Raw genomic sequence first — 14,616 nt, forward strand, 5'->3', positions numbered from 1 at the left:
TTCTTTTTAACCACTCGCTCAGCGGCCAATATCCGGGCAACCAAAACGGCGGGTAGTCTGGCAAGATCCAAGGCCGGCTTTCAAGAAAAGACCAGGCTTTTACATCTGCTTTGAACGCAGTGCCCGCAAGCACCGCGCTCAAAGCCTAGCACTCAGCCCTCGAGCACACTCAAGGTCAGGTCCAGACACTTGCGCGCCTTGGCCACCAGCTCGTCGATCTCCGCCTCGCTGATCACCAGGGGCGGCGCAATGATCATGGTGTCACCCACCGCGCGCATGATCAGGCCGTTGTCGAAGCAGAACTGCCGGCAGATCATGCCCACGCCTCGGCCTTCGTAACGCGCCCGGGTGGCCTTGTCCTTGACCAGTTCGATGGCCCCCAGCAGCCCTACCCCGCGAACCTCGCCCACCAGCGGGTGGTCGCTCAACTCGCGCAGACGTTTCTGCAAATACGGTGCCGCTTTTTCATGGGCGCGCTGGATAATTTTCTCTTCGCGCATGATGCGGATGTTTTCCAGGGCCACGGCAGCGGCCACCGGGTGCCCGGAATAGGTGAAACCGTGGTTGAAGTCGCCGCCCTCGTTGAGCACCGCCACCACTTCATCGCGCACGATCAGCCCACCCATGGGGATGTAGCCGGAGGTCAGGCCCTTGGCGATGGTCATCATGTCCGGCTTGAGGTCGTAGAAATCGCTACCGAACCACTCACCGGTGCGCCCGAAGCCACAGATCACTTCATCGGCAACGAACAGGATGTCGTACTTGGCAAGGATTTCCTTGATCCGCGGCCAGTAGCTGTCCGGCGGCACGATCACGCCACCGGCGCCCTGGATCGGTTCGGCGATAAAGGCCCCGACATTGTCCACGCCCAGTTCGAGGATCTTCTCTTCGAGCTGGTTGGCGGCCCAGATACCGAACTCTTCGGGGCTCATGTCGCCGCCTTCGGCGAACCAGTAAGGCTGCGGGATGTGGACGATACCCGGGATCGGCAAGTCGCCCTGCTCGTGCATGTAGGTCATGCCGCCGAGGCTGGCACCGGCCACAGTGGAACCGTGGTAGCCATTGACCCGGCTGATGATGGTTTTCTTGTTCGGCTGGCCCTTGATCGCCCAGTAGTGGCGGACCATGCGCAGCATGGTGTCGTTGCCTTCGGAGCCGGAACCGGTGAAGAACACGTGGTTCATGCCTTCTGGCGCGATATCGGCGATCGCCTTGGACAGCTCCAGCACCGGTGGGTGGGCAGTCTGGAAGAACAGGTTGTAATAGGGCAGTTCGCGCATTTGCTTGCTGGCGGCTTCCGCCAGTTCGTCACGGCCATAGCCGATGGCTACGCACCACAGGCCGGCCATGCCGTCGAGAATCTGATTGCCTTCACTGTCCCAGAGGTACACACCCTTGGCATGGGTGATGATCCGCGGGCCCTTTTCCTTCAGTTGCTTGAAGTCACTGAACGGTGCCAGGTGGTGATCACTGCTGAGGGTTTGCCACTCGCGGGTTTGCGGGTTTTTATGAGTCATCAATCTCTCCTTAGTGTCAGTGAAGGCGCCACTGGCGGGCAGTGGCGCCCGGCGGATCAGACGGCGAACAACAGGAACTCCCGCTCCCACGAACTGATCACGCGCTTGAAGTTTTCGTGCTCGGCCCGCTTCACCGCGACATAGCCGGTGATGAACTTCTGGCCCAGGTACTTCTCGATGGTCTTGCTGTTTTCCATACGCTCCAGCGCGTCTTCGATGGTCAGTGGCAGGCGCAGGTTGCGGCGCTCGTAGCCACGGCCCACCACGGGCGCGCTCGGGTTGTGGCCTTCGACCATGCCGATGTAGCCACACAGCAGGCTGGCGGCGATGGCCAGGTACGGGTTGGCGTCGGCGCCCGGCAGGCGGTTTTCCACGCGACGGTTCTGTGGCCCGGCATCCGGCACCCGCAGGCCCACGGTGCGGTTCTCTTCGCCCCACTCGACGTTCACCGGCGCCGAGGTATCGGGCAGGAAACGACGGAACGAGTTGACGTTGGGAGCGAACAGCGGCAGCAGCTCGGGAATGAACTTCTGCAAACCACCGATGTGGTTGAGGAACAGCTGGCTCATGGTCCCGTCTTCATTGGAGAAGACGTTCTTGCCGGTGTTGATGTCGATGATGCTCTGGTGCAGGTGCATGGCGCTGCCGGGCTCGCCGGTCATGGGCTTGGCCATGAAGGTGGCGGCCACGTCGTGCTTGAGCGCGGCTTCGCGCATGGTGCGCTTGAACACCAGGATCTGGTCGGCCAGGGACAGGGCATCGCCGTGACGGAAGTTGATCTCCATCTGCGCCGTGCCGTCCTCGTGGATCAGCGTGTCCAGGTCCAGCTCCTGCAGTTCGCACCAGTCGTAGACGTCTTCGAACAGCGGGTCGAATTCGTTCGCAGCCTCAATGGAGAACGACTGGCGCCCGGTTTCCGGGCGGCCGGAGCGGCCGATCGGCGGCTGCAGCGGGTAGTCCGGGTCGTCGCTGCGCTTGGTCAGGTAGAACTCCATCTCCGGCGCCACGATGGGCTGCCAGCCGTGGTCGGCGTAGAGTTTCAGGACTTTCTTCAGGACGTTGCGCGGCGACAGCTCGATGGGGTTGCCCTGCTTGTCGTAGGTGTCATGGATCACCTGGGCAGTGGGCTCGATGGCCCAGGGCACAAGGTACACCGCGTTCTGGTCCGGGCGGCAGACCATGTCGATGTCGGCCGGGTCCAGCAGTTCGTAATAAATGTCGTCTTCGACATAGTCGCCGGTCACGGTCTGCAGCAGCACGCTCTCGGGCAGGCGCATGCCTTTTTCGGCAATGAACTTGTTGGTCGGCGAGATCTTGCCCCGGGTGATCCCGGTCAAATCGCCGATCATGCATTCGACTTCTGTGATCTTGTGGTCTTTCAACCAATCGGTGAGCTGGTCGAGGTTGTTACTCATAAATGCCTCTAGGCTGAGTTTCCTGACTCTCTATTAAGTCAGGCCTTGTGTGACGCTTCGGCGTCGCGTTGTCTTGCCCGCTTGCGGCAGGCATCACCAAAAGCCTGGAAGATGGCCAGGTAGTGAGGGTTGCAGCTTACCTGCCATTCGGGGTGCCATTGCACCCCCAGTGCAAAAGCCTTGCTGGCTTCTACCGAGACCGCCTCTACCAACCCGTCGGGAGCCAGCGCCTCGACCCGCAGCCCCGGGGCCAGACGCTCGACGCCCTGGGCATGGATCGAGTTGACTTGAATCCGCTCCGGCAGGCCCAGCTCCGCCAGAACACCACCTGCCTTGATATGCAGGTCGTGGGCCGGCGCGTACCAGGCGTCCAGGGGCTGGCCAGGCTGTTCGGTGTGCCGGTGGTCCATGAAAGGCTGCACCTGCTGCACGTTCTGATGCAGGCTGCCGCCCAGGGCCACGTTCATTTCCTGGAAGCCGCGGCAGATGCCCAGCACCGGAACACCACTCGCGACGGCGGCGCTCAGCAGCGGCAGGGTGGCAGCATCCCGTGCAGAATCATGAGCAGTGCCCGGCGCGCTGGCAGGACCCTGGTAATGGAAAGGTTCGATATTGGAGGGAGAGCCGGTAAAGAGAATGCCGTCCAGACCGTCCAGAATATCGGACGGGGAAAGCAGTTCCGCCATGGACGGGATAATCACCGGCACGCCCTGGGCTGCGCTGGCTACTGCGTGGACATACTCGTCGCCACTGATGTGATAAGCATGCAGACCGATCTGCCTGGAGCAGGCGGTGACGCCGATTAACGGCAGGCGAGACATGAAACACCCCGGTATTATTGCTGTTATGGGTTTGATTCGAGCTTAGCCTTGTTCATTTTTTTACACAACACCCCCGTAAAAAATACAACACGGCCCGCTCAAGCCTGCGGTGCCCAAGGCGGCCGAGCCCCAAAAAACGCCCTGTTTTGCCCCAAAAGAGCCTTGCCAGCCCTTTATTAGGGCATAAAAGGCCTTACTTGACTTCGGCATGCCGTTCGGGTTGACTGAAACCAGAAAAGATCAATGATTGATATTTTTAACAACAAAGGTGTTGCATCATGTCGGTACCCCCGCGTGCCGTTCAGCTCAACGAAGCGAACGCGTTCCTTAAGGAACATCCTGAGGTTCTGTACGTTGACCTTCTGATTGCGGATATGAATGGTGTGGTGCGCGGCAAGCGCATCGAACGCACCAGCCTCCACAAGGTTTACGAGAAAGGCATCAACCTGCCGGCCTCCCTGTTTGCCCTGGATATCAATGGCTCTACGGTGGAAAGCACCGGCCTGGGTCTGGACATCGGCGACGCCGACCGGATCTGCTATCCAATCCCCGATACCCTGTGCAACGAGCCCTGGCAGAAGCGCCCTACCGCGCAGTTGCTGATGACCATGCACGAACTCGAAGGCGACCCCTTCTTTGCCGATCCACGGGAAGTCCTGCGCCAGGTGGTGACCAAGTTCGACGAACTGGGCCTGACCATCTGCGCCGCTTTCGAGCTGGAGTTCTACCTGATCGACCAGGAGAACGTGAACGGCCGGCCACAGCCACCACGCTCGCCGATTTCCGGCAAGCGCCCGCACTCCACCCAGGTCTACCTGATCGACGACCTCGACGAATACGTCGACTGCCTCCAGGACATCCTGGAAGGTGCCAAGGAACAAGGCATCCCGGCCGACGCCATCGTCAAGGAAAGTGCCCCGGCACAATTCGAAGTCAACCTGCACCACGTGGCCGACCCGATCAAGGCCTGCGACTACGCGGTCCTGCTCAAGCGCCTGATCAAGAACATCGCCTACGACCATGAGATGGACACTACCTTCATGGCCAAGCCTTACCCGGGCCAGGCGGGCAACGGTCTGCACGTTCACATTTCGGTTCTGGACAAAGATGGCAAGAACATCTTCGCCAGTGAGGATCCCGAGCAGAACGCCGCACTGCGTCACGCGATCGGCGGTGTGCTCGAGACCCTACCGGCGCAGATGGCCTTCCTCTGCCCGAACGTCAACTCCTATCGCCGTTTCGGCGCGCAGTTCTATGTGCCGAACTCGCCGAGCTGGGGCCTGGACAACCGTACCGTGGCCATTCGCGTCCCGACCGGCTCGGCCGATGCAGTGCGCATCGAACACCGGGTCGCCGGCGCCGACGCCAACCCCTATCTGCTGATGGCTTCGGTCCTGGCGGGCGTGCACCACGGCCTGACCAACAAGATCGAGCCGGGGGCGCCTACCGAAGGCAACTCCTACGAGCAGAACGAGCAGAGCCTGCCGAACAACCTGCGTGATGCCCTGCGCGAGTTGGACGACAGCGAAGTCATGGCCAAGTACATCGATCCGAAATACATCGATATCTTCGTCGCCTGCAAGGAAAGTGAGTTGGAGGAGTTCGAACACTCCATCTCCGACCTCGAGTACAACTGGTACCTGCACACCGTGTAAGCGCCAGCTGCATTGAAGAACGCCGCAGGGTTTATCCCGGCGGCGTTTTTTTATGCCCGTGATTCGGATGCGCCCAGGCTGCGGCTACAGGGACAACGGCCCACTCGCGTACAATGCCCGCTGCCCTGTAGGAGAGACTGATGACGCGCACCGCCCCGCTTCGCAAACCCCGTGCACGCAGCCAGGCCCGGATCGACTCCATACTCGACGCCGCACGGACCCTGCTGGCGGCCGAGGGCGTGGCCAGCCTGTCGATCTACAGCGTGGCCGACAAGGCGCAGATCCCGCCATCCTCGGTCTATCACTTCTTCGCCAGCGTCCCGGCCCTGCTGGAAGCCCTTACCGCCGATGTCCACGCGGCGTTCCGCGCCTGCCTGCTGGAACCTATCGACCATGAGCGGCTCAGCAGCTGGCGCGACCTGTCACGCCTGGTGGAGCAACGCATGCTCGACATCTACGGCGAGGACGCGGCGGCCCGCCAACTGATCCTCGCCCAGCACGGCCTGACCGAAGTCACCCAGGCCGACCGCCAGCACGACATCGAGCTGGGGGACCTGATGCACAAGCTGTTCGATCATCATTTCGAGTTGCCGACGCTACCCGTCGATGTCGACGTGTTCGCCCTGGCCATGGAGCTGGGAGATCGGGTGTATGCCCGCTCCGTGCAGCAGCACGGGCAGATCACCCCGCGCATGGCCGAGGAAGGCATGCGCGTCTTCGATGCCTACCTGGGCCTGTACCTGCCGCCCTACCTGGCCAAGCGCCCCACCCCGCCCTGAACGCCGGTTCAGGCCTGACGCAGCAGCAACCGGTCGATGCTGTGGTCCGCCGACTTGTGGATGATCAGGTTGGCTCGCTCCCGAGTCGGCAGGATGTTTTCAACCAGGTTCTTCAGGTTGACCCGGTCCCAGGTATCGGAGGCCACTGACAGCGCCTCGGAATCGGACAGGCCCTTGTACTTGTTGAAGTAGGAATCCCCCGACTGGAAGGCAGTGTTCTTCAGGTAGACGAACCGCTCCAGGTACCAGGTCTTGATGGTCGCTTCGGGAGCGTCGACATAGATCGAGAAGTCGATGAAATCCAGGGCGTTCAGGCCCTCGCCCTGCTCCCCCTGCAACACATTCAAGCCTTCCAGGATGATGATGTCCGGCGCCTCCACCGACTGCGCCTCATCGGCCAGGATGTCGTAGCGCACATGGGAATAGATGGGAATCCGCGCCGCTTCGCCCCGGCGGCACACCGCCTGGAGAAAATCCAAGAACAGCGGCTCGTCATAGGACTCTGGGAAGCCCTTGCGGTGCAGGATGTTTTTTTCCTGCAGGGTGGCCAGCGGGAACAGGAACGAATCCGTGGTCACCAGGTGCACATTGGGCTTGCCCGGCCAATAGGCCAGCAGCGCCGCCAGGACCCGGGCAAAACTGCTCTTGCCCACCGCCACGCTGCCGGAAACACCGATCACGTAGGGGGCCTTGAAACCGGTCTGCGGCACCTTCAGCGATTGCACCTGCGCCGCATGCAAATGCAGCAGGCGCGACAACGGCAGGAGGATCTGCCGCACTTCTTCGGACGCCATGGGCTGGGTCGGACTGGTCAGCGTCTCCATCTCGGAAGGCGCAAGACTCATCGGCTCACCGGCCCGCAGAGCGGCCCAATGGTCGCGATCGAACTCCAGATACCCCACATTTGGACCCTGCTCTGTTGTCATGTTTACTGTTCAGGTCTTGCCGAAAGCAGGGAAAGTATCAAATCTGACCGGTATTTACAGCGCCCATTAAAAAGCCCCGAAGGGCTCGCACCGTTCGGGGCCGTGATCGGGCGCCGTTCACAACTTGGCGATCGATACCTCGGTGGACTTCACAAAGGCGATCACTTCGCTGCCAATCGACAGCTCCAGCTCTTTCACCGAGCGGGTGGTGATCACCGAAGTGACAATGCCGGAAGCGGTCTGCACGTCGATTTCCGACAGCACGTCGCCTTCGACGATTTCCTTGATGGTGCCCTTGAACTGGTTGCGTACGTTGATGGCCTTGATGGTCATGGTGTTTCTCCTGGGGTCGAAATGAGCGGCTGTTTTAAAGAGCCCAGCGCAGTTGCGTGGGCAAGGGTGAAACGGGTTCCGGTTCCGGCGGCGAGCCGGGCAATGACAGCACGCGGTTGAGGACTTCGGTCTCCAGCGCCGCCAGGCGATGGGAACCCCGTACCCGCGGGCGTGGCAGCTCGACGTGCAGGTCGAGACCGACCTCGCCATCTTCGATCAGGATCACCCGATCGGCGATCGCCACCGCTTCGCTGACATCGTGGGTGACCAGCAGCACGGTGAAGCCATGCTGCTGCCACAGGCGTTCGATCAACTGCTGCATCTCGATCCGCGTCAGGGCATCCAGCGCCCCCAGCGGCTCGTCCAGCAGCAACAGCCGCGGCTGGTGGATCAGGGCGCGGGCCAGGGCCACGCGCTGCTTCTGCCCACCGGACAGGGCCGCCGGCCATTCCTGGGCGCGATCCGCCAGGCCCACGGCTTCCAGAGCCTGCAGGGCTTGGGGGCGCCAGTTGCCCTTGAGCCCGAGCCCGACGTTATCGATGACTTTTTTCCAGGGCAGCAGGCGCGCCTCCTGGAACATCAACCGGGTGTCTTCAATGGCAGCGCTCAAGGGCGCGGAACCGGCCAACAGTTCGCCAGCACTGGGCTGGTCGAGACCGGCCAGCAGGCGCAGCAAGGTACTTTTGCCGCAGCCGCTGCGCCCCACCACCGCCACGAACTGGCCGGCGGGAATGTGCAGGTCGATTTCCCGCAGCACCTGCCGCGAGCCGAAGGTCTTTTGCAGTTTGCGCACCGCCAGGGGAATGCCCTGCAGCAGCCGCGGAGGTTGTTGAGCCGTCATTGGGCACCGCCTTTGGCGACCTGGTAGGCCGGATGCCAGCGCAGCCAGACCCGCTCCAGGCCACGCGCGGCCAGGTCCGCCAGCTTGCCGAGCACCGCGTACAGAACGATCGCCAGCACCACCACGTCGGTCTGCAGGAACTCCCGGGCGTTCATTGCCAGGTAGCCGATGCCGGAGCTGGCGGAAATGGTTTCGGCGACGATCAGGGTCAGCCACATGAAGCCCAGGGCAAAGCGCACCCCCACCAGGATCGAAGGCAGGGCGCCGGGCAGGATCACCTGGCGGAACAGGGCGAAGCCGGACAGGCCGTAGCTGCGCGCCATCTCCACCAGTGCCGGGTCGACGTTGCGGATGCCGTGGTAGGTGTTGAGGTAGATCGGGAACAGCGTGCCCAGGGCCACCAGGAAAATCTTCGCCGACTCATCGATGCCGAACCACAGGATCACCAGGGGAATCAGCGCCAGGTGCGGCACATTGCGGATCATCTGTACCGAGCTGTCCAGCAGCCGCTCACCCCATTTCGACAGGCCGGTGATAAAGCCCAGCGCCAGGCCGATGCCGCCACCAATGACAAAACCCAGGCCGGCGCGCCAGCCGCTGATGGCCAGGTGGGTCCAGATATCGCCACTGCGTACCAGGCTGACTCCGGCCTCGATCACCGCGCTGGGGGCCGGCAGGATACGGGTCGACAGCCAGCCCGCCGACACCGACAGTTGCCACACCGCCAACAACAGCAGCGGCAGGCCCCAAGGCGCCAGACGCTGCACTATGCGTTGTCCGTTCATGGCCGCACCTCAGCTCTGGGACACGGCTTTGGGAATGATGTCGTTGGCGACCATCTCCCCGAACGGGCTGACGTAACCCGCCGCCTCAGGCAGCTTGGGACGTTCGATGTCCAGGTGCGGGAACAGCAGTTCGGCCACCCGGTAGGCCTCTTCCAGGTGCGGATAGCCGGAGAAGATGAAGGTGTCGATGCCCAGGTCCGCATACTCCTGCATGCGTGCCGCCACGGTAGGGCCGTCGCCCACCAGGGCCGTACCGGCACCGCCGCGCACCAGGCCGACCCCGGCCCAGAGGTTGGGGCTGACTTCCAACTGGTCGCGGCGGCCGCCATGCAAGGCGGCCATGCGCTGCTGGCCTACGGAATCGAAGCGCGCCAGGGACGCCTGGGCCCGGGCGATGGTGTCGTCGTCCAGATGGGAAATCAGCCGCTCGGCAGCCTGCCAGGCCTCGGCGTTGGTTTCCCGCACAATCACGTGCAGGCGGATGCCGAAGCGTACGGTACGCCCGAGTTTGGCGGCCTTGTCCCGCACCTGCTGGATCTTCTCGGCCACCGCGGCCGGCGGCTCGCCCCAGGTCAGGACCATCTCCACCTGCTCGGCGGCCAGGTCCTGGGCCGCTTCCGAGGAGCCACCAAAGTACAGCGGCGGACGGGGTTGCTGCAGCGGCGGATAGAGCAGCTTGGCGCCCTTCACGCTGATGTGCTGGCCGTCGTAGTCCACGGTTTCACCTTCCAGCACCCGGCGCCAGATACGGGTGAACTCCACCGAAGCCTGGTAGCGCTCCTCATGGTCGAGGAACAGGCCGTCGCCGGCCAGTTCGTCCGGATCCCCCCCGGTCACCAGGTTGAACAGCGCCCGGCCGCCGGACAACCGGTCCAGGGTCGCTGCCTGGCGCGCCGCTACCGTCGGGGAGATGATCCCCGGGCGCAGGGCCACGAGGAACTTCAGACGCTGGGTCACTGGGATCAGCGACGCCGCCACCAGCCAGGAGTCCTCGCAGGAGCGCCCGGTGGGGATCAGCACGCCGCCGAACCCCAGGCGATCAGCGGCCTGGGCGATCTGCTGCAGGTAAGCATGATCGACGGCGCGAGCGCCTTCGGCGGTGCCAAGGTAATGGCCGTCGCCGTGGGTAGGCAGGAACCAGAAGATATTGAGGCTCATGGAGTTGTCTCCTAAGGGGTCGAATTACGGCGCTTTGGCCACGGCGGCGGTGGGCGTCCAGATCACGTCTTTGATGCTCAACGGCTTGGGAATCAGCTTGAGCTGGTAGAAGCTGTCGGCGATTTTCTGCTGCGCGGCGATCACTTCCGGGGTCAGGAAGCCCGCGCCATAGCCCTGGCGCTTAACCGAAGTGAGGGTGATGTCGGCCGGCAGGCCCAAAAGCGGTGCCACCTGTTGGGTGACCTCCTGCGGATTGCCCTTGGACCACTCGCCCACCGCCCGCACTTCTTCCACCAGGGCGGTAATCACCTCGGGATGCTGTTGCGCGTAGGGTTTGGTGGCCAGGTAGAACTGGTGGTTGTCGACGATGCCCGAGCCGTCACGCAGGGTGCGAGCCTGTAGCTGCTGCTCGGCGGCTGCCTGGTAGGGGTCCCAGATGGCCCAGGCATCGACGCTGCCCCGCTCGAATGCGGCGCGGGCATCAGCCGGCGGCAGGAACACGGTCTGGATATCACTGTATTTCAGGCCGGCGTCTTCCAGAGCGCGGACCAGCAGGTAATGGACGTTGGAGCCCTTGTTCAGCACCACCTTCTTGCCCTTGAGGTCCTGCACCGACTGGATCGGCGAACCCTTGGGCACCAGGATCGCTTCGCTATGGGGGGCCGGCGGCTCGTAGGCCACATACAGCAGGTCGGCACCGGCGGCCTGGGCAAAGACTGGCGGGGTCTCGCCGGTCACGCCGAAGTCGATGGACCCGACATTGAGGCCCTCCAGCAACTGTGGGCCTCCGGGAAATTCAGTCCATTGCACCTCGACGCCCTGCTGCGCCAGGCGCTTCTCCAGGGAGCCCTTGGCCTTGAGCAGCACCAGGGTGCCGTACTTCTGATAACCGATCCGCAAGGTCTCGGCCTGAGCTTGAACAATGGCGCCGAAGGACACAGCCGCAGCAAACAGAGCGACCAGACCGCGACGCAAAATGACAGGGCGCATGGCGCTCTCCTTTTTGCTGTGGGGTTGTGGCTGCACCTGCTTGCCCGTTGGCGGGCGAGTAAGGCGAGTATTTCAATCGGGGGTGAGGCTCAAATGCTCCAGCGAGCACTCAACAGGCGTTCATTGAGCAGATGCGGATCCAGCGGCTTGGGGCGACGGGCCATGGCGCTGTGGAACTGCTCGAGCGCTTCTTTCAAGCGTTGCTCCAGGGCCTCGGCCAATTGCGGCTGGGCGCTGCCCTCGCCGTAGGCGATCTGGCTGTCCTCGGCAAAGATGCCCTGGAGCATCTCCTGGGCCTTGAGGGCCGAAAGCACCGGCTTCAATGCATAATCCACCGCCAGCATGTGGGCAATGCTGCCGCCGGTAGCCATGGGCAGCACCACCTTGTGGCTCAGGGCCCGCTCGGGCAGCAGGTCGAGCAGGGTTTTCAGGGCCCCGGAAAACGACGCTTTGTACACCGGAGTCGCAATCAGCAGGCCGTCGGCCTGTTCGATCTGTTGCAGCAGGTCGATGACCTTGGGGCTGTCGAAGCGCGCGTGGAGCAGATCCTCGGCCGGGAAGTCCCGTACCTGGTAGCTGACCACTTCCACGCCTTGCTGCTGTAACCAGCGCTTGGCCAACTCCAGCAGCACCCCGGAACGGGAGCGTTGGCTGGGACTGCCACCGAGAGAGACCACCAGCATGCAGAGAATTCCTTGAACGAAGAAAGCGATTCGCGGGATGCGATCTCGCCGGACTGGAGAGACCTTAACAGCCTATTTTTATATCTATAAATCTTATTTATTCATTTGTTTATTCCTTAAAAATATATAAGGAAGTATTTTCCGCAGGCAAAAAAATAGGCCGTCGGAACGGCCTTAAACCCCTGCTTTATGGATCTTTTGCTCCTGCGTGCTCCGTAGGAGCGGGCTTGCCCGCGAAAGGGTCCGCGAAACTTGCGCCGGCCTCACGACCGCCTTTGTCGGCAAGCGGGCTCCTACGGCGGTTGGTGTATCAGCGGTTGGGTTGCGGCGTCAGGCGCAGATAGGGCTTCACTGCGCGATAGCCCTTGGGAAAGCGACGCTTGATCTCTTCCTCGTCCTTGAGCGAAGGCACGATCACCACTTCGTCACCGTCCTGCCAGTTGGCCGGGGTGGCCACCTTGTAGTTGTCGGTGAGTTGCAGCGAATCGATTACCCGCAGGATTTCGTGGAAGTTGCGCCCGGTGCTGGCCGGGTAGGTGATGGTCAGGCGAATCTTCTTGTTCGGGTCGATGACGAACAGCGAGCGTACGGTCAGGGTGTCGTTGGCATTGGGGTGGATCAGGTCATAGAGGTCCGAGACCTTGCGATCGGCATCCGCCAGGATCGGGAAGTTGACCCGGGTGTCCTGGGTCTCGTTGATGTCTTCGATCCACTTGTGATGGGAGTCCACCGGGTCCACCGAGAGGGCAATGGCCTTCACCCCGCGTTGAGCGAATTCGTCCTTGAGCTTGGCGGTAAAGCCCAACTCGGTGGTGCACACCGGCGTGAAGTCCGCCGGATGGGAAAACAGCACGCCCCAGCTATCGCCCAGCCACTCGTGGAAACGAATCTTGCCGGCACTGGAATCCTGTTCGAAGTCGGGGGCGATGTCGCCCAGTCTGAGGCTCATGGGTGCTGCTCCTGTGAGTGCGTGATGAAGCTACTCTGCCTGCACGGGAGACTATTTAAAAAGAATATATATCGATTTATTAATAACTGAATTGAATATTAAAAATCTCTTCACTGGACTCGCGGACAAGCGAAGACCACCCTTCTCAACAAGGTTCGAGAAGGCCTTGAGTAGCTGTAAAAAGAGGGGGATTCAGGAAGGGCTCACGGGGGTGGGCCTGACTTGAAACAACACCTCGCCCGGCATTGCGCCGGGCGAGGCTTTATCACGCTATTACAGCAGCGGGATCGAATAGCTGACGATCAGGCGGTTTTCGTCCTGATCGCGCTGGCCCGGGATGTCGTTGCGCCACATGGCGTTTTTCCAGGTCAGCCCCAGGTTTTTCAGTGGACCTTCCGGAATAACGTAAGCGACGGTCAGGTCACGTTCCCACTCGCTGCGGCCAGTAGCCGAGACTGTGCGCTGTGGAGTGGTAGACCCTACCTTGCCGGATGTGTCGATGTTGTCGCCGCGCAGGTAAACCACACCAGCAGTCAGGCCTGGCAGGCCCACTTTGGCGAAGTCGTAGGAGTAACGAGCTTGCCAGGTACGTTCACCGGCACGCGCGAATTTCTGGATCTGCATGTCGGTGGTCAGGTAAGCCGAAGAACCATCACCCTGGTTCAGCCAAGGGAAGTCGCTGTCACCGTTGCTGACCTGATAGCCGCCGCCGAAGGTGTGGCCGGAAACCGAGTACAGGAACAAGCCACTGAGCAGTCGGTTATCAACCTTGCCCTTGGTGATGCCAGTACCGTAGTCACCGGTGGTGTAGTAAGCCGAGTCGTGGCCATTGGCACCATCGTTACGGCTGTTGAAGTAACGCAGGTCGGACTTCAATACGCCTGGGCCGATGGCCCAGTTGTGCAGCAAGCCCACAAAGTGCTGTTTGTAGAAGTCCTGCAGGTTGCCATAGTAGTACTGAGCAGTAAGATCTTTGGTGATCTTATAGTCGCCACCGCCGTAGATGAACTTGTTGCTGTCACGACCGGCTGCGGTGTGAGCATTGGCGCCGGCAATCGACAACTCTTCGTTGTTGCTAGAGTTGCGGCCCTTCGCGTGCTCGATCTGACCACCGACCAGAGTCAGGTCCTTGATCTCATTGGTAGTGATCTGACCACCCTGGAAGGTTTGCGGCAGCATGCGACCATCGTTAGTCACGATAACCGGCAGTTTTGGCTGCAGGGTGCCCAGTTTCAATTCAGTTTGCGAAATCTTGGCTTTGGCAGTCAGGCCCAGACTGGAGTAGTTATCAACAGCTTCGCCATTGGACTTGCTTGGAAATACTGTACCGCCATAGGAGGTGGGAGTAGCACCGTTAGTGCCGCCACCCGAGTCCAACTTGATGCCCAGCAAGCCGATTGCATCCAGACCGAAACCTACAGTGCCTTCGGTGTAACCGGAGGTGAAGTTGAGTTGGAAGCCTTGGCCCCACTCTTCCTGCTTACTCTGAGCGCCAGCAGCTTTGGTATCGCCGTCGCGGTTGTCGGTATTGATGTAGAAGTTACGCAGCCCCAAGGTAGCCTTGCTGTCTTCGATGAAACCGGCGGCGCCTGCCTGCTGCGCCAAAACCCCTACGGCCACAGCCAGGGCCAAGGTGGACTTGTTCATGTTTCGCTCCTCTCGTTTCTAATTCTTGTGGTTCCTGGCCCCGGATCGAACGCCCGGGTGCCACAGATGCGCGATTAGCGCCAGACCGTGACTGATAAGTCAATCGTAACGACCTGT

The 14,616-nt window shown here is 61.6% G+C and carries 14 protein-coding genes; 2 read left to right on the forward strand and 12 right to left on the reverse strand.

Going from position 1 to position 14,616, the window contains the following annotated elements; genetic code table 11:
• Window positions 1–152 precede the first annotated feature (152 nt).
• From BLS75_RS22725 to BLS75_RS22735, 3 genes are read right to left on the reverse strand one after another with little or no spacing between them, the layout of a single operon-like run.
• Window positions 153–1,517, reverse strand: a complete 1,365-nt coding sequence (locus BLS75_RS22725; protein ID WP_011064100.1) for an aspartate aminotransferase family protein — start codon at window positions 1,515–1,517, stop codon at window positions 153–155.
• 56 nt (window positions 1,518–1,573) lie between these two features.
• On the reverse strand, window positions 1,574–2,932 hold the full coding sequence (locus BLS75_RS22730) for a glutamine synthetase family protein (protein WP_011064101.1): 1,359 nt from the start codon (window positions 2,930–2,932) through the stop codon (window positions 1,574–1,576).
• A gap of 38 nt (window positions 2,933–2,970) precedes the next feature.
• Window positions 2,971–3,753, reverse strand: coding sequence for a gamma-glutamyl-gamma-aminobutyrate hydrolase family protein (locus tag BLS75_RS22735; RefSeq protein WP_041120312.1), 783 nt, complete (start codon window positions 3,751–3,753; stop codon window positions 2,971–2,973).
• 278 nt (window positions 3,754–4,031) lie between these two features.
• On the opposite strand from BLS75_RS22735, the gene BLS75_RS22740 reads away from it, so the two are divergent.
• Both BLS75_RS22740 and BLS75_RS22745 read left to right on the forward strand, forming a co-directional pair.
• Complete coding sequence (locus BLS75_RS22740; RefSeq protein ID WP_011064103.1) at window positions 4,032–5,408, forward strand: glutamine synthetase family protein; 1,377 nt, start codon at window positions 4,032–4,034, stop codon at window positions 5,406–5,408.
• Window positions 5,409–5,548: 140 nt separating this feature from the next.
• A complete protein-coding gene (locus tag BLS75_RS22745) occupies window positions 5,549–6,187 on the forward strand; it encodes a TetR/AcrR family transcriptional regulator (RefSeq protein ID WP_011064104.1) in 639 nt (212 codons plus the stop codon).
• 8 nt (window positions 6,188–6,195) lie between these two features.
• Here BLS75_RS22745 and coaA read toward each other — a convergent pair whose 3' ends face one another.
• From coaA to BLS75_RS22790, 9 genes are all read right to left on the reverse strand, one after another.
• The gene (coaA, locus tag BLS75_RS22750; RefSeq protein WP_011064105.1) at window positions 6,196–7,113 is read right to left on the reverse strand and encodes a type I pantothenate kinase; all 918 of its coding nucleotides are present in this window, start codon (window positions 7,111–7,113) and stop codon (window positions 6,196–6,198) included.
• Between the two features lie 117 nt (window positions 7,114–7,230).
• On the reverse strand, window positions 7,231–7,446 hold the full coding sequence (locus BLS75_RS22755; protein ID WP_011064106.1) for a TOBE domain-containing protein: 216 nt from the start codon (window positions 7,444–7,446) through the stop codon (window positions 7,231–7,233).
• Window positions 7,447–7,480: 34 nt separating this feature from the next.
• Complete coding sequence (gene ssuB / locus BLS75_RS22760) at window positions 7,481–8,287, reverse strand: aliphatic sulfonates ABC transporter ATP-binding protein (protein WP_011064107.1); 807 nt, start codon at window positions 8,285–8,287, stop codon at window positions 7,481–7,483.
• Complete coding sequence (ssuC, locus tag BLS75_RS22765) at window positions 8,284–9,072, reverse strand: aliphatic sulfonate ABC transporter permease SsuC (protein WP_011064108.1); 789 nt, start codon at window positions 9,070–9,072, stop codon at window positions 8,284–8,286. Before ssuC ends, ssuB begins: the two co-directional genes overlap by 4 nt.
• 9 nt (window positions 9,073–9,081) lie before the next feature.
• Complete coding sequence (gene ssuD / locus BLS75_RS22770; RefSeq protein ID WP_015637415.1) at window positions 9,082–10,230, reverse strand: FMNH2-dependent alkanesulfonate monooxygenase; 1,149 nt, start codon at window positions 10,228–10,230, stop codon at window positions 9,082–9,084.
• 24 nt (window positions 10,231–10,254) lie between these two features.
• Window positions 10,255–11,220 (reverse strand): sulfonate ABC transporter substrate-binding protein, encoded by a 966-nt coding sequence (locus BLS75_RS22775; RefSeq protein ID WP_011064110.1) that lies wholly within the window; start codon window positions 11,218–11,220, stop codon window positions 10,255–10,257.
• Between the two features lie 89 nt (window positions 11,221–11,309).
• Window positions 11,310–11,903 carry an NADPH-dependent FMN reductase gene (gene ssuE, locus BLS75_RS22780; RefSeq protein WP_011064111.1) on the reverse strand — a complete coding sequence of 198 codons (594 nt, stop codon included), beginning with the start codon at window positions 11,901–11,903 and terminating at the stop codon, window positions 11,310–11,312.
• Between the two features lie 310 nt (window positions 11,904–12,213).
• Window positions 12,214–12,852 carry a peroxiredoxin gene (locus tag BLS75_RS22785; protein WP_072443515.1) on the reverse strand — a complete coding sequence of 213 codons (639 nt, stop codon included), beginning with the start codon at window positions 12,850–12,852 and terminating at the stop codon, window positions 12,214–12,216.
• Between the two features lie 273 nt (window positions 12,853–13,125).
• Window positions 13,126–14,499, reverse strand: coding sequence for an OprD family porin (locus BLS75_RS22790; RefSeq protein WP_072451828.1), 1,374 nt, complete (start codon window positions 14,497–14,499; stop codon window positions 13,126–13,128).
• Between the last annotated feature and the right edge of the window lie 117 nt (window positions 14,500–14,616).

The organism is Pseudomonas sp. NFPP12, from assembly GCF_900103205.1.
Classification (GTDB): Bacteria; Pseudomonadota; Gammaproteobacteria; order Pseudomonadales; family Pseudomonadaceae; genus Aquipseudomonas; species Aquipseudomonas protegens.